Genomic DNA, 17945 nt, shown 5'->3' with positions numbered 1-17945 from the left:
GCCTGCTCACTGGACGATGACGCCGATCTTCGGGGCGGGCTCGTTCTGGTAGCCGGACGGGCCGAGGTTCTTGTCGACCGCTGCCTGCCACGAGCCGTCGGCGACCATCTTCTCCAGGGCCGTGTTGATCTTGGCCTTGAGGTCGCTGCCCTTCTGGACACCGATGCCGTAGTTCTCGTTGCTCATCTTGAAGCCGCCGAGCTTGAACTTGCCCTTGAACTCGGGCTGCGCGGCGTATCCGGCGAGGATCGCGTCGTCGGTGGTGAGGGCGTCGATGACACCGTTCTCCAGACCGGTCAGGCACTCGGAGTAGCCGCCGTACTCCTGGAGCTGGGCGTCGGGGGCGATCTTTTCCTTGACGTTCTGCGCGGAGGTGGAGCCGGTGACCGAGCAGAGCTTCTTGTTGTTCAGGTCGGACGGCTTCTTGATCGAGTCGTCATCGGCCCGGATCAGGACGTCCTGGTGGGCGAGGAGGTACGGGCCCGCGAAGTCGACCTTCTCGGCCCGCTTGTCGTTGATCGAGTACGAGGCCGCGATGAAGTCCACGTCGCCGCGCTGGAGCAGGGTCTCCCGGTCGGCGCTCTTGGCCTCCTTCCAGACGATGTCCTTCGGGTCGTGGCCGAGCTGCTTGGCGATGTACGTCGCCACGTCGACGTCGAAGCCGGTGTAGGTGCCGTCGGGGGTCTTCAGGCCGATGCCGGGCTGGTCGAACTTGATGCCGACGGTGATCTTGTCGCCGTTGTCGCGGAGCGCACCGCCGGCCGCGCCGTTCGCGAATCCGGCGGAGGTGAAGGAGAGGACGACGGCCGCGGCGACGGCGACGGTGGCCCTGCTGGTCCTGAGCGGGTTCATGAGGATCACCTCTGAGGCTGAACAGTTCAGTGGTGGAGGATCTTGGACAGGAAGTCCTTGGCGCGCTCGCTGCGCGGGTTGCTGAAGAACTCGTCCGGGGAGGTCTCCTCGACGATCCGCCCGTCGGCCATGAAGACCACGCGGTTGGCGGCGGAGCGCGCGAAGCCCATCTCGTGGGTCACGACCACCATCGTCATGCCGTCCCGGGCCAGCTGCTGCATGACCTCCAGGACCTCGTTGATCATCTCGGGGTCGAGCGCCGAGGTCGGCTCGTCGAAGAGCATCACCTTCGGATCCATGGCGAGGGCGCGGGCGATCGCCACGCGCTGCTGCTGGCCCCCGGAGAGCTGGGCCGGGTACTTGTCGGCCTGCGAGGCGACGCCGACCCGGTCGAGGAGGGCGCGGGCCCTCTCCTCGGCCTTCTTCCGCTCCTTCTTGCGGACCTTGATCTGGCCGAGGGTCACGTTGTCGAGCACGGTCTTGTGCGCGAAGAGGTTGAAGGACTGGAAGACCATGCCCACATCGGCCCGCAGGGCCGCCAGTTCGCGTCCTTCGGCGGGCAACGGCCGCCCGTCGACGACGATCTCGCCCGCGTCGATGGTCTCCAGGCGGTTGATCGCCCGGCACAGCGTCGACTTCCCCGAGCCGGAGGGCCCGATGACGACGACGACCTCGCCGCGGTGGATCGTGAGGTCGATGGACTGGAGGACATGCAGGGGACCGAAGTGCTTGTCGACCCCGCGCAGCACGACGAGCTCGTCGCCGCCGTCCGGGACGGGCATGGCACCCTCCAGGGTCACGCCCCCGCTTGCCGCCCCCTCCTCACGTTCATGCTCCGCCCTCGGCCCGGCGTGCGCATTCCGGACGCAGGGTGTACGGAGGGTGGCCGCGGGTCCACCCTTCGTGTCGGCACCCGGTCGGCGGGTCCGGATCCTGCGTCCGGGGGCGGGCGGGCCCACACTGGGGGTGGGAGCCGAGTGTGCGAGGAGGGTCCGCCATGAGCAGAGCCGCGCCCAAGGTCAGTACGTTGCCCCCGGAGCACCGGGAGCGCCTGATGGCCTTCGCCGATGACGTGTACTTCGAGTCCGGCCACCGTCTGTTCGAGGAGCAGCAGCACGCCGACCGGTTCTGGATCGTGAAGACGGGCGCGGTGACCCTCGACGCGAAGGTGCCGGGCCGGGGGGCGCCCGTGATCGAGACCCTGCGCCACGGGGAGCTGGTCGGGCTCTCCTGGATGTTTCCGCCGTATCTGTGCCAGTCGGGGGCCGAGGCGATGACGCCGGTCCGGGCGTACGAGTTCGACGCCCCGGCCGTCCGGTCGATGTGCCACTCCGACACGGAGTTCGGCGCCTCGGTCCTGTTCTGGGTGGGGTCGATCCTCGCCCACCGTCTCCATGTGACCCGGGTCCGTCTCCTCGACCTGTACGCCCCGCACGGGAGCGGCATCCTGGCCTGACCGGCGTCGCCGCCGTGGGGGTGTGACGGCGTACGGGACGGGCCGGAGGGGGCGGCCCGGTGCCCGGGCGGTACGGTGGAAGGGCAGCATCGCACGACCCCGTACGCGCCCGAGCACCATCCCGTACGCACACTCCGGCGAGGAGCGGCGAGGCCCGCATGAGCGACCCGAGGACCGCGCGCGAGGCGATCGCCCTCGTCACCGACGACTTCAGCGAACTCCCCTTCGCGGAAGGCCCTGTGACCGGCGACGGACCGATCGGCTGGCCCGGCTACTCGGCCGCGCACGCGCGTGCCGCCGAGCGCACCGGCGAGACCGAGTCGGTGGTCTGCGGCACGGGCGTCGTGGGCGGGGTGACGGCGGTACTGATCTCCTTCGAGTTCCGCTTCCTCGGCGGGTCCCTCGGGGAGCGGACCGGTGCGCGGGCCGCCGCCGCCCACGCCCTCGCCCGGGCGCGCCGGCTGCCCGTGGTCGTCCTCCCCGCCACCGGCGGCAGCCGGATGCACGAGGGCATGCGCGCCCTCCTCCAACTCCAGTACCTGGCCCGCGAGTCCGAGCTCACCCGGGCCGCGGGGCTGCCGCAGATCGCCGTCCTGCGGGATCCGACCACGGGCGGCGGCTGGGCCACGCTCGGCGCCGGCTCCGATGTCGTCCTGGCCCTGCCCGGCGCCCAGGTCGGCTTCGCCGGCTCCCGTGTACGACCGCCGGACGCGGACCCCGCCGCGTACACCGCCGAGGCGCAGCTCGCCCACGGTCACCTCGACGCGATCGTGCCGCCCGCCGCGCTGCGCGAGACCCTCGGTCGCTGGCTGTCGCTGCTCGTCCGCCCCGCCGAAGGCCCGGTCCCGCCGCCCTACGCGCTCGGCGGCCCGGGGGCGCCGCCCGCCGCGAGCGGCCGGGAGGCCGTGGCGCGCGCCCGGCACCCCGAGCGGCCCCGGGCCGCCGCGTACCTCGACGCCCACTTCACCCTGCGCGAGGAGATCTCCGGCGACCGCTGCGGGGGCGTCGACCCGGGCCTGCGGTGCGGCTTCGGGCGGCTCCCCGACGGCCGTACCGTCGCCTACGCGGCCCAGTGCGGCACCGCCACCCGCCCGGCCGGCTTCCGCACGGCGGCCCGCCTCGTGCGGCTGGCCGACCGGCTCGGGATTCCGGTGCTCACCCTGATCGACACCCCCGGCGCCGCGAACGACCCGGCGGCGGAACGCGCGGGCGCGGGCACGGCCATCGCCGAACTGTTCGGCGCGGTCGCCTCCGCCCGTACCCCGCTCACCTCACTGCTCATCGGCGAGGGCGGTTCGGGCGGCGCCCTCGCCCTCGCCGCCCCGGGCAACACCTGGGCCACGCCCGACAGTTACTTCTCCGTCATCGCGCCGGAATCGGCCGCCGCCATCCTCAAGCGCGCCCCCGAGGAGTCGGCGACCACCGCCGACCAGCTCCGCCTGCGTCCCCGGGACCTGGTGGACCTGGGCGTCGTCCGGGACGTCGTGGAAGGAGCACCCGAGGGGTCTCAGTGACCGGATCTAATCCGGTGCGCCCGTCGCCCTTCCGGGCGGGCCGCTGACCTCCAGCCACACGATCTTGCCCACGGCACCCGGGCCCTTGTCCCGGCTGCCCCAGTCGCCGGCCAGCCGGTCCAGGACCATCAGTCCGTGCCCGCCGGGCAGTGCGGGAGACCGGGCCGCCCGGGCGCGCGGATGGTCCGGGCTGGCGTCGGAGACCTCCACGCGCAGCCGGCCGTCCCCGTGCCGCAGCACGAACTCCTCCGGTCCTCCGGCGTGCAGACACGCGTTGGTGACGACCTCCGACACGAGCAGCAGGACGTCCTCGACCCGCTCCTCCGCCTCCTCGCCGTCCGCCGGGAGCCACCCCCAGTCGGCCAGGGCCTCCGCCGTGAAGTCCCGGCACCGCGAGACGACCCCGCGCGTCCCGTGCAGCACGAGCCTGCGGACCTGGTGCGGGGGCCCGGCGTCGCCGTCGTCACCGCCTCCCACACGCCCACCTCCTCACACCCAGTTTCGGCCACATGGCGACAATCGACCTCCGCTGGCCCGTGACCAGGGCTTTCATGATCCCGATCGGGTGAACGGCGGGCGCGTGCCCCGCCCCTCGGGGCCCGCGGACGGGAGCATACGGGAGACATTTCCACCTCCTCCGGAAAGGCCGCTGCCGTGCGCCGTGCCCTGATCGTCGTCGATGTACAGAAGGACTTCTGCGAGGGCGGCAACGTCCCGGTGAGGGGCGGGGCCGGGCGGGCCGTCGCCATCGCCGAACTCATCCGGGACGCCGACGGGCGGTACGCGCACGTGGTCGCCACGCGCGACCACCACATCGACCCGGGCGGCCACTTCTCCGACGAGCCGGACTTCCAGGACTCCTTCCCCGTGCACTGCGTCGTCGGTTCCGAAGGAGGCGAGTTCCACCCGGACTTCGCGCCCGTCGTCACCGCGGGCAAGGTCGACGAGGTCTTCTTCAAGGGCGCCCACTCGGCCTCGAAGAGCGGCTTCGAAGGCGCCACCGAGAACGGCACACCGCTGGGCGCCTGGCTGCGCGAGCGGGAGGTCGGCGGGGTGGACGTGGTCGGCATCGCGACGGACCACTGTGTGAAGGCGACGGCGCTGGACGGGGTACGGGCCGGGTTCGACGTGGCGGTCCTGCTCGACTACACGGCGGGGGTGTCGGCGGCCACGACGGACGTCGCGCTCGACGAACTCCGCACGGCGGGCGTCGCGCTCACGGGCACCCCGGTGGTCCTCGCCTGACACCCGGCCTGCCGGTGGGCGCCGCCCCGCATTCCGCGGGGCGGCGCCCTGACGACCGGCCCTAGCGGGGTTGGATCCCGCCGGCGTAGACGTGGTCCGGGGTGACGACGGACGTGATCGCTCGGGCAAGCAGCGTCGACGGCTCCTGGCCCTGGCTGGTGATGTCCGTGTTGATCATGATGACCAGCGTGGCGTCCCGCTCCGGCAGGTACACCGTCACCGTCTCGTAGCCCGGGATCGACCCGTTGTGCCCGATCCAACCGTTGGCGTCGAAGATGCCGAGGCCGTAGCTGAGGCCGGGGAAGCCCGTGGGGAGCGTCTTGAGGCGCTGCGCCTGCGTCTCGGGGCTCAGCAGCTCCCCGGTGGCGAGGATCTTCGCCCAGCGCCGCAGGTCGTGCTGGTCGGAGACCATCGCCCCGGCCGCCCAGGCCCAGCTGGGGTTCCAGTCCGTGCTGTCCACGACCGCGCCGCTGAGCGTCTGGTTCGTGTAACCGCGGGGGTGGGGCTCGGGGAACTCGGGGCCGGACGGGAGGAACGTGTGGCGCAGGTGGGCCGGGCGGAGCACACGGTTGCGGAGGAACGCGTCGAGGGGCTGTCCGCTGACCTTCTCGACCACCAGGCCGAGCAGGACGAGGTTGCTGTTCGAGTACTCGAACTGCGCGCCCGGCTTGAAGGTGTTCTTGTGCTTGAAGCCGTACGCGAGCGCCTCCTCCGGGGTGAAGTACCGCTCCGGCTCGCTGAGCAGGTCGTGGATGAAGTCCGGGTCGGAGGTGTACGGGAAGAGGCCGCTGCGCATCTCGGCGAGGTGGCGCAGGGTGATCCGGCGGCCGTTCGGCACGCCGTGGACGTACCGGGAGATGGGGTCGTCGAGGCGGATCCGGTGGTCGTCGACGAGCTTCAGGAGCGCGGTGACCGTGAAGGTCTTGGTCTCGCTGCCGATGCGGATGAAGCCGTCGGTGGTCATCGGCTCGCCGGTGACCTTGTCGGCGACGCCGGTCGCGTGGACGTAGCTTCCCTTGCCGGGCATCCACAGGCCGACGGCGACCCCGGGGATGCCGGCCTGCTTGCGGACGTCCTCGATGGCCTTGTCGAGCCGGGCGGTGAGCTCGGGGCCGAGCCCGTCCGGCGGGCAGTCGTCCTCGCCGTGCCGCTGGACGCCCGCGGTCGCGACCGCGGCGTGGACGGCGGTGGCGGGTGTCGCCGTCATCGGCGCGAGGACGGACGCGACGAGCAGCGTCGCGGCGAACAGCCGTCGGGTGGGGATACGTCTCATATGGGGGGCGCCTCTTCCGGGTCGCGAGAGCTTCGGGACGGCCACATCACCACCGGGGGCCGGGCGGCGGCCCTCCCCTCCCGTACGGGGGCGGCGAGTCCACCCGTACGGGGTCACGCGCGTAACCGGGACGGCCCCAGGCGCCGGATAATGACAGCCCCGACGACATGGAGACGAAGGACCGATGACGCTCAACGAGGGCGGGCGCGTGCGCCTGACGGTGGATCTCCGGCTGGCCGGGCAGGTCGTCCCGGCGGGCGAGGCCTCGCCCGACGCGGGCGCCGGGTTCCTGGCACTGGCCGCAGGCGTCGAGGGCACGGTCGAGCGCGTGGACGAGGACCGGCCGCAGAGCCAGGAGGTCCGCGAGTACGAGCGCCTCAAGTCCCTCCTGGACGACTTCGGGCACCAGATGCCCCCGGGCAGCAGGCAGCAACTGGAGGAGCAGGTCGGCTCCCTGGAACCCGCGTGGACCGCGTACCAGGAGCGGAAACTGCGCCTGACGGTCCGCGTCCGCTTCGACAACGGGTTCGTCCTCGACGACGCCCCCGGGGACCTGTTCCTCTCCCTCTGACCATCTTTTTGCGGTCTCCGCAAATTTCTTTGCCGGTACCCCTCCCCCGGTCCGAGTCTGGGCAGCCTCGGAACTCGTCGAAGGGGGACCTCCTGTGGTCACGACATCCCTGGCCGCCCCACCCGCCCCGCTGAGCGCACGCCGGCGCTGGACGGTGCTCGCGGTCTGCGCGCTCAGCATGTTCCTGGTGGGGGTCGACGCCACCATCGTCAATGTGGGACTGCCGGAGATCGGCCGGGGCCTGGACGTGGGCACCCGCGGTCTCGAGTGGGTCGTCGACGCCTACACCGTGGTCATGGCCAGCCTGCTCATCGTCTCCGGCGCCCTCGCCGACCGCCTCGGGCGCCGCCGGGTCTTCCGCACCGGGCTGGTCGTCTTCGGCCTGGCCTCCCTGGTGTGCGCCCTCGCCCCTTCGCTCGGCGTGCTGGTCGCCGCCCGTGCCGTCCAGGGGATCGGGGCCTCGATGCTGAGCCCGGTGGCCCTGGCGATCGTGGTGAACGCGATGCCAGACCCCCGCGAACGGGCTCGCGCGATCGGGGTGTGGGCCTCGGTCTTCGGGCTGAGCATGGCGGCGGGACCGGTCACCGGCGGGGCGCTCATCGCCGCGTTCGACTGGCGCTCGGTGTTCTGGATCAACGCCCCGGTGGTGGTCCTCGCGCTCGTCCTGGTCGCCCTGTTCGTGCCGGAGTCCCGCGGGGAGCGCGCCCGTCGTCTCGACCTGCCGGGTCAGATCCTCCTCACCCTGGTGCTCTGTCTCACCGTCGGTCTCCTCATCGAAGGCCCCCGCATCGGCTGGACCTCGCCCGCGGCCGTCTCCGGCTACATACTCACCGCGGCGGCCGTCGCCGGCTTCGTACGCGTCGAACTCCGGCGCGACGAGCCGCTGATGGACCTCGGCCTCTTCCGTCGCCCGCCGTTCGTCACGGCGGTGCTCGGTGCGACGGCGGTGTTCGTCGCGCTGAACGTGACCCTGCTGCTCAGCACCCTCTACCTGCAGCACGGCCGCGGCTGGACCCCGCTCGCGGCCGGCGCCACGACGCTGCCCATGGCGCTCGGGGCGACGCTGTGCGCGCCCTGGTCCGGCGCCCTGGTGGCCCGGATCGGGCCACGGCGGCCGCTGATCCTCGCGGGCGGGTTCACCGCCGCCGGTGGTCTCTGCCTGGTGGGCCTGGACGGGGACACGAGCGTGGCGGTGATCCTGCTCGCCTTCCTCCTGATCGGCATCGGGTTCGGCTTCGCCAACGCGCCCCTGACCAACACCGCGGTCGGCGGACTGCCGCCGTCCAGGGCCGGAGTCGCGGGGGCGATCACGTCCACCTCGCGCCAGGTCGGCGTGGCGGTCGGCATCGCGGTCGCCGGCGGCCTGGTCACCGGCGCGGGCCCCACGGAGCTCGCCGCCGCGACCCGTCCGGGCTGGCTGATCGTGTCGGCCTGCGGACTCTTCCTCTTCGTCGTGGCGCGCGCGGCGGCGCCGAGGCCGGGCCGGGCACGCTAGAGGCGCGGCCGGAGGGAGGCCCTCTGCGGGGGGCTCGGGCTCCATCCCGGCGGGGTGTCTTTCCCGAGTCCTGGCCGCGCCCTGGCCGTCCGCTGTACCGGGGCTGTACGGGGGCTGTACCGCGCCTCGCGAGAGTGGCAGCACCCGAACGCACCGGCGTTCGGGGGACGTTCACTCGATGCAGGAGTTCCTGATGAAGCGCATGGCCCGTACCCGCGCCACCCTCGCCGGCGGTCTCGCCGTCGCGGCCCTCGGCACCCTCACCCTCGGGGTCGGTGTGGCGCAGGCCGGTGAGAAGGACCACCGGCGCGGCAAGACCGCAGAGCGGGAGATCGCCGGTCTCTTCGACCGGTGGAACGCGGCGCTGCGCTCCGGCGACCCGGAGCGGGTCGCCGACCTGTACGCCGAGGACGCCGTCCTGCTGCCGACGGCCTCCCCGCGGATCCGCACCGACCACGCGGAGATAGCCGACTACTTCGCGCACTTCCTGCAGAAGAAGCCGAGGGGCGAGAAGATCCGTACGGAGATCAACGTCCTCGACGCAAACTCGGCGATCGACGCCGGTCTCTACCGCTTCCACCTCACCGACCCGAAGACCGGCGTCACCAAGCCGGTCGACGCGCGCTACACCTACGTGTACGAGAAGCGCGACGGCCGGTGGCTGATCGTCAACCACCACTCCTCGGTGCTCCCGGCCGAGGGCTGATCCAGCGGGGTCCCTCGGCGAGGGTCCGCAGCACGATCCGTACGCACAGTCCGCCGTCGGGCGCGTCCCGCAGGGCCACCCCGCCGCCGTCGTCCGTGACCAGCTGCTTGACGATGGCGAGGCCCAGGCCGGAGCCCGAGCGACCGGTCAGTCCCTGGCCGCGCCAGAACCGGTCGAAGGCGCGGGCCTGTTCGGCGGCGGACATGCCGGGGCCCTGGTCGAGGACCTCCAGGACCACCTCCTCGGGGCCGCCCGCCTCCATCCGTACCGTGATCGTCCCCCGGTCCGGGGAGACCTCCAGGGCGTTGGAGAGCACGTTGTCGAGGACCTGGTCGAGGTTGCCGGGCCCGGCGAGGACCCGCGGCAGCTCCTCGGGGTCGCCGGTGAGGACGATGGTCACCCCGCGTTCGTCGGCGGCCGGCCGCCAGACCTTCAGCCGCTCCTCGACCAGCTCGCGCAGCGCCAGCGGTTCGGGCGCGGACACCTTGGCCTCGGCGCGGGCGAGCACGAGGAGGCCGCTGACCAGGCGGCTCATCCGTACGACCTCGGCGGTGGCCTGGTCGACGTCCTCGCGGACGAACTCGTCGTCGACGCCGTCCGCGATGTTGTCGAGCGAGAGCCGCAGCGCCGTCAGCGGGGTCCGCAGCTGGTGCGAGGCGTCCGCGACGAAGATGCGCTGCGAGGCGACGAGGGTGTCGAGGCGTTCGGCGCCCTGGTTGAGCGTGCGGGCGAGGGTCTGTGTCTCGTGCGGGCCGGTGACGGGCGAGCGGGCGGTGAGGTCGCCGTCGCCGAACCGGCTGGCCATGTCGTTGAGCTGGCGCAGCGGCTTGGTGAGCAGCCGGGCGACGATCGCGCCGAGACCGGCGGCGACCGCGAGCACGCCGACGGCGAGGATCGCCCGGAAGCCCCAGATCCGCCACAGCCGGTCGCTCAGGTCGGCGGTGTCGTACCGGATGCGGACGGCGCCGACGATCCGCCGCGCCGGGGCGGACTCCCCCAGTCTGTGGTCCTCGGGGGCCGTACTCCGGGCGTGCACGGGGACGGTGACGACCAGTTCGGGTCCCCAGACGAGCCGGGACCCCCAGTCGACGGTGGTCCTGCCGTGTTCCAGTGCCGCGCCGAACGCCGGGTCGTCCGGGTGCGCCGGCAGGGGCAGCGGCTCCATCGGGCTCCGCGCGTCGGCGGCCACCACCTCCACCGTCCCGGGCGTCTCGTCCGCGTACGCGCCGACCATCCGGGCGAGCGCCTGTCGGGCGGGCGCGTCGCCGTCCCCGAGGAGCAGCGCCATGGTGGTGGCCTCGCGACGTACGGACTCCTCGGTGTCGCCGCGCAGTTGGGCGGTGAGCGTGAACGCGACCGGCACGGTGAAGGCGGCGAGCGCCACGGCGACCAGGGCCACGTAGCTGACGATGAGGCGTCTGATCACGGGCGGCCCACGGGCTCCACGACCAGGCGGAAGCCCACGCCGCGGACCGCCTCGACGGTCACGGCCCCGGCGAGCTTGCGGCGCAGCGCCGCCACGTGGACGTCGAGGGTCTTGGTCGGCCCGAACCAGTTGGCGTCCCAGACGGCTTCCATGATCTGTTCGCGGGACATCAGCGCGCCCGGCTCCTCCGTGAGGAACGCGAGCAGGTCGTACTCCTTGGGCGTGAGCGCCACTTCGGAGTCGTCCAGCCAGACGCGCGCCGCCTTGCGGTCGACGGTCAGCCGGGCACCGTACCGCTGGGGTCCGGTGGGCTGGTCCGTCGGCCGCGCCCTGCGCATCACGGCCCTGATCCGGGCGATGACCTCGCGTACCCCGAAGGGCTTGGAGACGTAGTCGTCGGCGCCGATCTCCAGGCCGACGACCCGGTCGGTCTCGTCGCTGCGGGCGCTGATCACGATGATCGGCACGTCGCCGCGCCGGCGCAGCGCCCGGCAGACGTCGAGCCCGTCGGTGTCGGGCAGGCCGAGGTCGAGCAGGACCAGGTCGTACGGGGTGGTGACGGCGAGTCCCGCCGTCCCCGTGGTGACCCACTCCACCTCGAACCCGTAGCGCAGCAGCCCGCGCCGCAGGGACTCCGCGACCGGCTCGTCGTCTTCCACCAGCAGTACACGCACGGAGCAACCCTAGTTCGGGTTCCGTACGCCGGTTCACCACCGGGAGGCGCCCCCGGGGCTCGCAACACCCCTAGTAGTAGTGGCGCATGATCTCGTCGGCCCAGGCGGGCTGGGTGGTCGGTCCCTGGGGGCCGAACTCCGTCATGTACGGCTTGATGTCGAGGACCGGTGTGCCGTCGACCGCGTCGAGGCCCCGCACATGGAGGTCCAGGCCGTCCGTGCGGATCAGGCGGCAGCGGGAGACGCCGAGGCGGTTGGGGCGGTTCTTGCCGCGCTGGGCGAAGATCCCCACCAGCGGCCACTCCTCGTTGCCGCGCGGGTGCCGGGCGCCGGTCTGCACGGCGTCGGGGCTCACCCGGTCGAAGTGGTAGACGATCTCCAGGTGTGAGAAGGCGTCGAGTCCGGCCAGCGCCTCGGGGCCGAAGGCCTCCGCGTCGAGGCGGACGATCGACTCAACGTCTCCCCACTCGTCGTCCCGCACCTCGCCCCGCCCGCCGACGACATGTCCCACGGGCTGCGAGACGACCGTGCTCGGGGTGTGCTCCTTGTGCTCCTGCGCCATGGGCTTCTTCTCGTCCTCTCGTGGTCGTGGCCGCACCCCTGGCGGGGCGCGCCCGGGGGCACGCTACCCCGGCCGAGGAACCGTCAGATGCCGGGCCCGTACCCCGGATCCGGCTGCCGCGGGTGCCACCAGGACGCGAGGCCCCACAGGGCGAGGCCCGCGACGGCGACGCAGACGAGCGCCGCCGCCCAGGGCCGGAGCCACCGGACGGCCGCCGCCCAGGTCAGCGGCGGGAGGACGAGACCGGTGAAGAGGATGAGCGGCAGGTCGACGAGGATCACTCCCCAGTCGCGGGCGTGTGCCTCGAAGCCGCCGTCGATGCTGTACGCGGCCCGGGGCAGCGCGAAGGTGGCCGCGACCGCGACGCCGGCGACGGCGAGCAGGCAGCCGACGGCGCTCTCGGCCCGGTCCCGTGATTCCTCTGTCGGGTTCTCGCTCATGCCCGGGACGGACGCCGGGCGCCGCCGCCCGGTTCCGTACGCCCGTACCGTCAGCGGGGCAGGACGATCGCGGTCAGCACCAGCCCCTCGCGCACGAGCCAGCGTCCGGTGAAGTGGTCGTGCCGGGTGTGGCCGGTCACGGGGCCGGGGACGAGGAGCCGCGCGGTGAACGTTCCCGTGGGGTGGCGGTGCGGGCCCGGGGCCGGTGCGAAGTCGACCGACGCCTCCTCGAATCCGAGCTCGCTCCGGTTCAGCGGGTACCAGGTCTTGAAGACGCTCTCCTTGGCGCTGAACAGCAGCCGGTCCCAGGGGACGCCCGGCGTACGGGCGGTCAGGGCGTCCAGGTGGCGCCGCTCCCCGGGCAGGGAGACGCCGTCGAGGACCCCGTCGGGCAGGGGCGCGGCCGGTTCCGCGTCGATGCCGAGCGACAGCACGTCCGCCGTCCTGGCCAGGGCCGCGGCCCGGTATCCGGCGCAGTGGGTCATGCTCCCTGCCACGCCGTGCGGCCAGCGCGGCTCCCCGCGCACACCGGGTGTGAGGGGTGTCTCGGGCAGGCCGAGGCGGCGCAGCGCGAGCCGTGCGCACAGCCGTACGGTGGCGAACTCGCGCTGTCGCCCGACGACGGCGCGCGCGACGGAGGCGGCCTCCTCGGGGAAGAGCGTGACGGGCTCCGTGTCGTCACTCCGCCAGGCGGAGGCGACGGTGTCCGGCAGCAGTTCCGCGATCATCCGGCGGCCTCCGCGGCTTCCTCGGTGGCGCGCTCCCACGCTCTCCAGACCTCGCTCGGCACCCGGCCGCGGTCCGGCACCTCGAAGCCCTGGGCCCTGGCCCAGACGCGGAGTTCGTTCGTGGGGATCCCTCCGGGGCGCATGACCGGCAGCGCGGGGGCCGCCGGGGGCGGGGTGATCCCGTACCGGCGCTCCGTGCCGTACGCGCTCGTCCGGACGCCGCCCTCGGGGGCGAGCGGGAGCCCCGCCCCGTCCTGCTGCGCGCCGGCGGGCCATTCGGCGTACGCCTCCGTCCAGGAGGTGTGCAGTCGGACGGTGGGAGTGATCAGTTCGGGCATGGCCGCGACAGTACCCGCCCCGTCCGACAGGCCCGCCGGACGGCCGTACCGCTCGCCGACCCGGCGGACGCGGGTGACGATGGCTTACGGAGATCCGCCGGGGGCAAGCCAGTGCTGGAGGCACGCGTGGCGTACCGCACCACCACCGACGTCCTGATCGTGGGCGCGGGCCCGGTCGGCCTGAGCGCGGCCGCCGAGCTGCGCCGGCACGGTGTGCACTGCCGGCTCGTCGACCGCCTGCCGGCCCGTCTTCCGTATGCCAAGGCGGTGGGGATCCAGCCGCGCACCCTGGAGCTCTGGGACCGGATGGGCCTGGTCCGGGCCGTCCTGGAGGCCGCGGTGCCGCTGCGCGGCCAGCTGAGCTACGTCGACGGCCGCGAGCAGGACCGGATCGAGCTGTCGATGCCGCCCGAGGTGCCCTACGGCTTCGCCGCGCTGCCGCAGTACGAGACGGAACGGCTCCTGGAGGAGTACGTCGCCCGCCTGGGGACAGTTGTCGAGCGCGGCACCGGGCTGGAGTCGTTCACCCAGGACCGGGACGGGGTCACGGCGCGGCTGCGCACGGCCTCCGGGGCCGTGAGGAACTGCGGGTGCCGTACCTGATCGGCTGCGACGGCGCGCACAGCGTCGTACGGAAGACGCTGGGCCTGTCGTTCGAGGGCGGGGCGTTCCAGGAGGAGTACATGCTGGGCGATGTCGTCGCCGACTGGGACATGCCCTCCGGCTACGGCGTCCGGTCGACCCGCCTGGGCGCCGACGGCTCCCCCGGCGACGTGCTGGTGTGCATCCCGCTGCCGGGGGCGGGGCGCTACCGCATGTCGATGAAGCTCCCGCCGGAACTCTCCCCGTCCCGGGCAGCGGCCGCGCCGGACGGTGTGGCACACGGTCCCGAGACCGGCCGGGTCCCTTCGCTCGCCGACCTCCAGGCCGTCGTCGACCGTCTCGCGCCGCGCCCGGCCCGGCTCTCGGACCTGCGCTGGTCCTCGGTCTTCCGCATCAGCCACCGCATCGTCGACCGTTACGGCCGGGGCAGGGTCTTCGTGGCGGGCGACGCGGCGCACATCCATCCGCCGACCGGTGCCCAGGGCATGAACACCGGGGTGCAGGACGCCTGCAACCTGGCCTGGAAGCTCGCCCTCGTGGTGCGGGGCGAGGCGGGGCCCGAGCTGCTCGGCACGTACGACGCCGAGCGCCGTCCGGTCGGCGAGGAGGTCGTCGGCCGGACCGTGCGGCACGCCGTACGGGGCATCGGGGCCGATCCCGAGGACCGGCGGACGCTGCTCCTGCGCGAGGCGCAGCTCCTGGTGAGCCATCGGGACGGTCCGCTCTCCGGCGTCCGGTACGGCCCCGAGGACGCGCCCCAGCCGGGCGACCGGGCCCCGGACTGCACGGGCCTGGCCACCCCGATCGCCGCCTACCCCCTGCGTCTTCTCGACGTGCTGCGGGGGCGCCCGGGGCATGTGGTGCTGCTGTACGGGTCGGACGGGGCCGCGCTGGCCGGGGCCGCCGCGGTGGCGCGGGCCACGGCCGGCCTCCCGGCCGTGGCGATCCTCGCGGCCGGCGCGGAGGACGCGGACGAGTCCGCCGGCGGGGGCGCGGCCACCGGGGCGGGAGCCGGAGCCGCCGGGTCCGCGGCCCCGTCCGTGCCCGTGTACCGCGACGCCGCCGGGGAGTTCGCGCGGCTCTATCTCCCCGGCGGCGCGACCGGTTTCGTCGTCCGCCCCGACGGGCAGCTCGGCGCCCGTTTCCCGCTCTCGGGTACCGCCGCCGCCCTGAGCGGTTATCTCAGGGCCCTGTCCGTGCGGCGGGACACCCCGCTACGGGACCCAGTGGTTGCCTGAGGCCGTGATCATGACCTGGAGCTGGATGCTGGCCGAGAAGTAGCTGCTCGTGTCGACGGGGGTCGCCAGCATCTTGTTCCACAGGGCGTCCAGCCAGGCCTGGCTGCCCGGGTCGGTCATCGCCGCCACCGCGAACGGGGCGAAGAAGGCGGCCTCGCTGCCCGAGGAGATCTGGGTGCCGTTGAGCTTGTAGCCGATGGCGATCTTGTTCGGGTCGCCGCCGGTCTTCGTCTTGATCCAGCCGTTGAGCTTCCGGGCGGCGGCGAGGGAGGTGGCGTCACCGCTGGTCACCGCGTCGTCGGCGATGCGCCACGGCGTACGGCAGGCGTTCCACCAGTACGAGCCGTCGTTGGGGTCCTCCAGGACCTGGCCGGGGGCAGGCTTGGGCGTGGTGTTGGTGTCGACGACGAAGTCGGGCAGGAGTCCGGTGCCGGAGGCGTAGGTGGACTGGAGGCGGGAGATCTGCGTCTGGTGGGCGCTGCGCACGGCGTCCCAGGTGGTGTCGCCCGAGGCGGCACGGAAGGCGCGGAAGTGGTCGGTCATCCAGTCCGACGTACGGGAGATGTAGTAGTACTGGTCGCCCGAGCTGCTCCAGTCGCCCAGCTTCAGGAGCTTGGTCGTCGGGTTGACCTCGTCCTTCTTGATGGCGGCGATGTGCTTGAGCGCGAGGTCCTTGTAGTTGTACGTGCCGCCGCTGCCCCACTGCCGGTCGGCGAGGAGCAGGCCGTAGGCCACGTCCATGTCGCCGTCGGTGGCGCCGTCGCCGCCGTTGACGCTCTTGCAGGCGGTGTCCTGTTCGGCGGCGAGCAGGTTCGGGTTGACCGAGGACGGGTGGTCGATCTTCCACTTGACGAGACCGTCGAAGATCCTCTTGGCGTCCGGGTCGGCGCCCGCCATGGTGGCGGTGACGACCATGCCGTAGCCCTGCGCCTCGGCGACGTAGGGGTGGTCGGCGTCGGGTGAGATGATCTGGTACCAGCCGTTGCCGCAGTTCTGCCGGACGAAGGCGGCCTTCCACCTGTTGTAGTAGTCGACGACCTTCTGGTCGAGGGCCGTCTGTGTGCCGGAGGGCTTCAGGATGCCGGCGGCGTAGGGCTTGAGGTGGCTGCCGAAGGGGACCGCCGGTCCTCCGCCGCCCCCGCCGGTGCCGGTGGGCGCGCCGTACACCTCGAACTCCCAGAGGGAGTAGCCGTACGGCGTGCCGCGGCCGGTGCCGTACATCCGGACGTAGCGGCCGCTGCCGGAGACGGTGAGGTCGTCGGTCGCCCCGTCACCGGCGGTGGTGGAGTAGACGTCGGTCCAGGTCGACCCGTCGGCGGAGGTCTGGATGCGGTACGTCTTGCCGTACGCGGCCTCCCAGTTGAGCTTCACCCGGGAGATCGTGTGGTTCGCCCCCAGGTCGATCCGTATCCACTGCAGGTCGACCCCTTCGACGCTCGCCCAGCGGGTCGCCGTGCTGCCGTCCACCGCGAGGCCGGGCCCGAAGGCCGCGGTCTCGACGGACGAGGCCGTCGTCGGCCTTCCGGCGGACACCAGGCCGTCGGCGGCCTGCGCCTGCGGCATGACCGTCAGGGGCAACGCCAGCAGACCCGCGAGCCCGAGAAGCGAGACGCTTCGTCGACGCATGTCAACTCCCTTTCCCTCCATGGCCAATCGTTAGGAAATATTCCTAACCATTGGTCGGGGAGAGTAGAGAGGCCGTACGCCCGGCGCAAGACCCCGTGCACCGGGGAACTCACGCGCGTGCGTCCCTGAGCGCCGTGTGGACGGACCACACCACCGAGACCAGTGGGACCGCCACGACCGCGCCCACGATGCCCGCGGCGATCGAGCCCGCGATCACCGAGATGGCCACGACCAGCGGGTGGAGCCGCACGGCCCAGCTCATGACGAGGGGGTGCAGCAGATGCCCCTCGATCTGACCGATGATCACGATCAGGGCGACGACGATCCCGGCGACCAGCGGGCCCTTCGCCGCGAGTGCCACGACGGCGGCGACCGCGAGGGCGATCGGCGAGCCGATCAGCGGGATGAAGGCGGCGAGGAACTCCAGGAGGGCGAGCGGCACCGCGAGCGGGACACCGAGGACCCAGAGGGCGATGCCGACGAGCGTCGCGTTGACCGCGGCCACCAGGACGATGCCGTGGGTGTAGCCGGTGAAGGTGCGCCAGGCCGCGCGCCCGCCGATGCCGACGCGGTGGCGTACGGACGCCGGCAACTGGTCCTGGAACCAGGCCCACTGCCGGTCCCCGGAGTGGATGAAGAAGACCGCGCTGAACAGGCCGAGGGCCAGCGTGGTGAGCACGGCGACCAGATGCCCGGCTCCGCTCACCGCCTCGCTGAGCAGGGCCGACCGATGGCTGGAGAGGAACTGCCCGATCTTCTCCTGCACGCCGGAGAGCGCGTCCGGGTCGAGCCGGAAGGGCGGCCGCTCCAGCCAGTCCTCGATGCGCCCGACCCCCTCCCGGAACTCGCGCACGAGTGTGGTCCGCTCCCCCGCGACCGCCTCGCCGACCAGCGCGAGCACCCCGAGGACGAGCGCGATGCTGCCGAGCAGGGTGAGGGCGACCGCGAGGGGGCGGGGCAGCCCGCGCGCGACCAGGTCGGCGACGGGCCGGAGCAGTGCGGTGATCACCAGGCCGAGGAAGACGGCCACGCCGATCTCGTGGAACCGCCCGAGCACCGCGAACAGGCTGTAGACGAGGAGGCCGACGACGAGCAGCCGCCACGCGTAGGCGGCGGCCGTACGGAGGAAGGGGGTGACCGTCGGGGGTGTGCCTGGCTGCATGGCCATCGACGTACCACCGCCGGCCCACCGGGCCAC

The 17945-nt window shown here is 72.9% G+C and carries 18 protein-coding genes and 1 pseudogene; 7 read left to right on the top strand and 12 right to left on the bottom strand.

Annotated elements, in window-relative coordinates; all coding sequences use genetic code 11:
• Nucleotides 1-6: 6 nt before the first annotated feature.
• Together AC07AW_RS12280 and AC07AW_RS12275 are read right to left on the bottom strand one after the other, a co-directional pair.
• The gene (locus AC07AW_RS12280; RefSeq protein ID WP_478815381.1) at nt 7-861 is read right to left on the bottom strand and encodes a glutamate ABC transporter substrate-binding protein; all 855 of its coding nucleotides are present in this window, start codon (nt 859-861) and stop codon (nt 7-9) included.
• Between the two features lie 17 nt (nt 862-878).
• The gene (locus AC07AW_RS12275; protein ID WP_366041632.1) at nt 879-1634 is read right to left on the bottom strand and encodes an amino acid ABC transporter ATP-binding protein; all 756 of its coding nucleotides are present in this window, start codon (nt 1632-1634) and stop codon (nt 879-881) included.
• 215 nt (nt 1635-1849) lie between these two features.
• On the opposite strand from AC07AW_RS12275, the gene AC07AW_RS12270 reads away from it, so the two are divergent.
• Nucleotides 1850-2308 (top strand): Crp/Fnr family transcriptional regulator, encoded by a 459-nt coding sequence (locus AC07AW_RS12270; RefSeq protein WP_478815380.1) that lies wholly within the window; start codon nt 1850-1852, stop codon nt 2306-2308.
• A gap of 158 nt (nt 2309-2466) precedes the next feature.
• The gene (locus tag AC07AW_RS12265) at nt 2467-3822 is read left to right on the top strand and encodes a carboxyl transferase domain-containing protein (RefSeq protein ID WP_478815379.1); all 1356 of its coding nucleotides are present in this window, start codon (nt 2467-2469) and stop codon (nt 3820-3822) included.
• Nucleotides 3823-3828: 6 nt separating this feature from the next.
• Here the strand turns inward: AC07AW_RS12265 and AC07AW_RS12260 are convergent, their stop codons facing one another.
• A complete protein-coding gene (locus AC07AW_RS12260; protein ID WP_478815378.1) occupies nt 3829-4299 on the bottom strand; it encodes an ATP-binding protein in 471 nt (156 codons plus the stop codon).
• A 177-nt stretch (nt 4300-4476) separates the two neighbouring features.
• On the opposite strand from AC07AW_RS12260, the gene AC07AW_RS12255 reads away from it, so the two are divergent.
• Entirely contained in the window at nt 4477-5067 is a 591-nt protein-coding gene (locus AC07AW_RS12255; protein WP_478815377.1) for an isochorismatase family protein, read from the top strand.
• 61 nt (nt 5068-5128) lie between these two features.
• Here AC07AW_RS12255 and AC07AW_RS12250 read toward each other — a convergent pair whose 3' ends face one another.
• The gene (locus AC07AW_RS12250) at nt 5129-6340 is read right to left on the bottom strand and encodes a serine hydrolase domain-containing protein (RefSeq protein ID WP_478815376.1); all 1212 of its coding nucleotides are present in this window, start codon (nt 6338-6340) and stop codon (nt 5129-5131) included.
• 184 nt (nt 6341-6524) lie between these two features.
• Between AC07AW_RS12250 and AC07AW_RS12245 the strand changes: the two genes are divergently transcribed.
• The 3 genes from AC07AW_RS12245 to AC07AW_RS12235 all read left to right on the top strand — a co-directional run bounded on the left by AC07AW_RS12245 (nt 6525) and on the right by AC07AW_RS12235 (nt 9112).
• Nucleotides 6525-6911 carry a hypothetical protein gene (locus AC07AW_RS12245; protein ID WP_478815375.1) on the top strand — a complete coding sequence of 129 codons (387 nt, stop codon included), beginning with the start codon at nt 6525-6527 and terminating at the stop codon, nt 6909-6911.
• Between the two features lie 94 nt (nt 6912-7005).
• Nucleotides 7006-8406: an MFS transporter gene (locus AC07AW_RS12240; protein ID WP_478815374.1), complete on the top strand. Its 1401-nt coding sequence runs from the start codon at nt 7006-7008 to the stop codon at nt 8404-8406.
• Nucleotides 8407-8599: 193 nt separating this feature from the next.
• Nucleotides 8600-9112, top strand: a complete 513-nt coding sequence (locus AC07AW_RS12235) for an SgcJ/EcaC family oxidoreductase (RefSeq protein ID WP_478816218.1) — start codon at nt 8600-8602, stop codon at nt 9110-9112.
• Here the strand turns inward: AC07AW_RS12235 and AC07AW_RS12230 are convergent.
• The 6 genes from AC07AW_RS12230 to AC07AW_RS12205 all read right to left on the bottom strand — a co-directional run bounded on the left by AC07AW_RS12230 (nt 9075) and on the right by AC07AW_RS12205 (nt 13280).
• Nucleotides 9075-10538: a sensor histidine kinase gene (locus AC07AW_RS12230; protein WP_478815373.1), complete on the bottom strand. Its 1464-nt coding sequence runs from the start codon at nt 10536-10538 to the stop codon at nt 9075-9077. The genes AC07AW_RS12235 and AC07AW_RS12230 overlap by 38 nt on opposite strands.
• Nucleotides 10535-11212 carry a response regulator transcription factor gene (locus AC07AW_RS12225; RefSeq protein ID WP_478815372.1) on the bottom strand — a complete coding sequence of 226 codons (678 nt, stop codon included), beginning with the start codon at nt 11210-11212 and terminating at the stop codon, nt 10535-10537. Before AC07AW_RS12225 ends, AC07AW_RS12230 begins: the two co-directional genes overlap by 4 nt.
• Nucleotides 11213-11282: 70 nt before the next feature.
• Nucleotides 11283-11774 carry an SAM-dependent methyltransferase gene (locus tag AC07AW_RS12220; protein ID WP_478815371.1) on the bottom strand — a complete coding sequence of 164 codons (492 nt, stop codon included), beginning with the start codon at nt 11772-11774 and terminating at the stop codon, nt 11283-11285.
• 83 nt (nt 11775-11857) lie between these two features.
• The gene (locus AC07AW_RS12215) at nt 11858-12214 is read right to left on the bottom strand and encodes a hypothetical protein (RefSeq protein WP_478815370.1); all 357 of its coding nucleotides are present in this window, start codon (nt 12212-12214) and stop codon (nt 11858-11860) included.
• Nucleotides 12215-12264: 50 nt separating this feature from the next.
• Nucleotides 12265-12942 carry a 4'-phosphopantetheinyl transferase family protein gene (locus tag AC07AW_RS12210; RefSeq protein WP_478815369.1) on the bottom strand — a complete coding sequence of 226 codons (678 nt, stop codon included), beginning with the start codon at nt 12940-12942 and terminating at the stop codon, nt 12265-12267.
• The gene (locus AC07AW_RS12205) at nt 12939-13280 is read right to left on the bottom strand and encodes an Lsr2 family DNA-binding protein (protein WP_478815368.1); all 342 of its coding nucleotides are present in this window, start codon (nt 13278-13280) and stop codon (nt 12939-12941) included. Before AC07AW_RS12205 ends, AC07AW_RS12210 begins: the two co-directional genes overlap by 4 nt.
• A gap of 126 nt (nt 13281-13406) precedes the next feature.
• On the opposite strand from AC07AW_RS12205, the pseudogene AC07AW_RS12200 reads away from it, so the two are divergent.
• A pseudogene (locus AC07AW_RS12200) lies at nt 13407-15121 on the top strand (FAD-dependent monooxygenase).
• On the opposite strand, the gene AC07AW_RS12195 reads toward AC07AW_RS12200, so the two are convergent.
• Both AC07AW_RS12195 and AC07AW_RS12190 read right to left on the bottom strand, forming a co-directional pair.
• On the bottom strand, nt 15098-16747 hold the full coding sequence (locus AC07AW_RS12195) for a glycosyl hydrolase family 8 (RefSeq protein ID WP_478815367.1): 1650 nt from the start codon (nt 16745-16747) through the stop codon (nt 15098-15100). The pseudogene AC07AW_RS12200 and the gene AC07AW_RS12195 sit on opposite strands and share 24 nt — an antisense overlap.
• Before the next feature lie 109 nt (nt 16748-16856).
• The gene (locus tag AC07AW_RS12190) at nt 16857-17909 is read right to left on the bottom strand and encodes an AI-2E family transporter (protein ID WP_478816217.1); all 1053 of its coding nucleotides are present in this window, start codon (nt 17907-17909) and stop codon (nt 16857-16859) included.
• Between the last annotated feature and the right edge of the window lie 36 nt (nt 17910-17945).

The organism is Streptomyces sp. NPDC044003 (assembly GCF_056435185.1).
The sequence above is the reverse complement of the archived record's forward strand: the minus strand, read 5'-3'. Positions and strand labels throughout refer to the sequence as shown.

What these genes read in the sequence shown, in the direction of transcription:
- AC07AW_RS12275 (WP_366041632.1), bottom strand. Translation starts at nt 1,634, where the DNA reads ATGCCCGTCCCGGACGGCGGCGACGAGCTCGTCGTGCTGCGCGGGGTC.
- AC07AW_RS12270 (WP_478815380.1), top strand. Translation starts at nt 1,850, where the DNA reads ATGAGCAGAGCCGCGCCCAAGGTCAGTACGTTGCCCCCGGAGCACCGG.
- AC07AW_RS12265 (WP_478815379.1), top strand. Translation starts at nt 2,467, where the DNA reads ATGAGCGACCCGAGGACCGCGCGCGAGGCGATCGCCCTCGTCACCGAC.
- AC07AW_RS12250 (WP_478815376.1), bottom strand. Translation starts at nt 6,340, where the DNA reads ATGAGACGTATCCCCACCCGACGGCTGTTCGCCGCGACGCTGCTCGTC.
- AC07AW_RS12245 (WP_478815375.1), top strand. Translation starts at nt 6,525, where the DNA reads ATGACGCTCAACGAGGGCGGGCGCGTGCGCCTGACGGTGGATCTCCGG.
- AC07AW_RS12235 (WP_478816218.1), top strand. Translation starts at nt 8,600, where the DNA reads ATGAAGCGCATGGCCCGTACCCGCGCCACCCTCGCCGGCGGTCTCGCC.
- AC07AW_RS12220 (WP_478815371.1), bottom strand. Translation starts at nt 11,774, where the DNA reads ATGGCGCAGGAGCACAAGGAGCACACCCCGAGCACGGTCGTCTCGCAG.
- AC07AW_RS12215 (WP_478815370.1), bottom strand. Translation starts at nt 12,214, where the DNA reads ATGAGCGAGAACCCGACAGAGGAATCACGGGACCGGGCCGAGAGCGCC.
- AC07AW_RS12210 (WP_478815369.1), bottom strand. Translation starts at nt 12,942, where the DNA reads ATGATCGCGGAACTGCTGCCGGACACCGTCGCCTCCGCCTGGCGGAGT.
- AC07AW_RS12205 (WP_478815368.1), bottom strand. Translation starts at nt 13,280, where the DNA reads ATGCCCGAACTGATCACTCCCACCGTCCGACTGCACACCTCCTGGACG.
- AC07AW_RS12195 (WP_478815367.1), bottom strand. Translation starts at nt 16,747, where the DNA reads ATGCGTCGACGAAGCGTCTCGCTTCTCGGGCTCGCGGGTCTGCTGGCG.
- AC07AW_RS12190 (WP_478816217.1), bottom strand. Translation starts at nt 17,909, where the DNA reads ATGCAGCCAGGCACACCCCCGACGGTCACCCCCTTCCTCCGTACGGCC.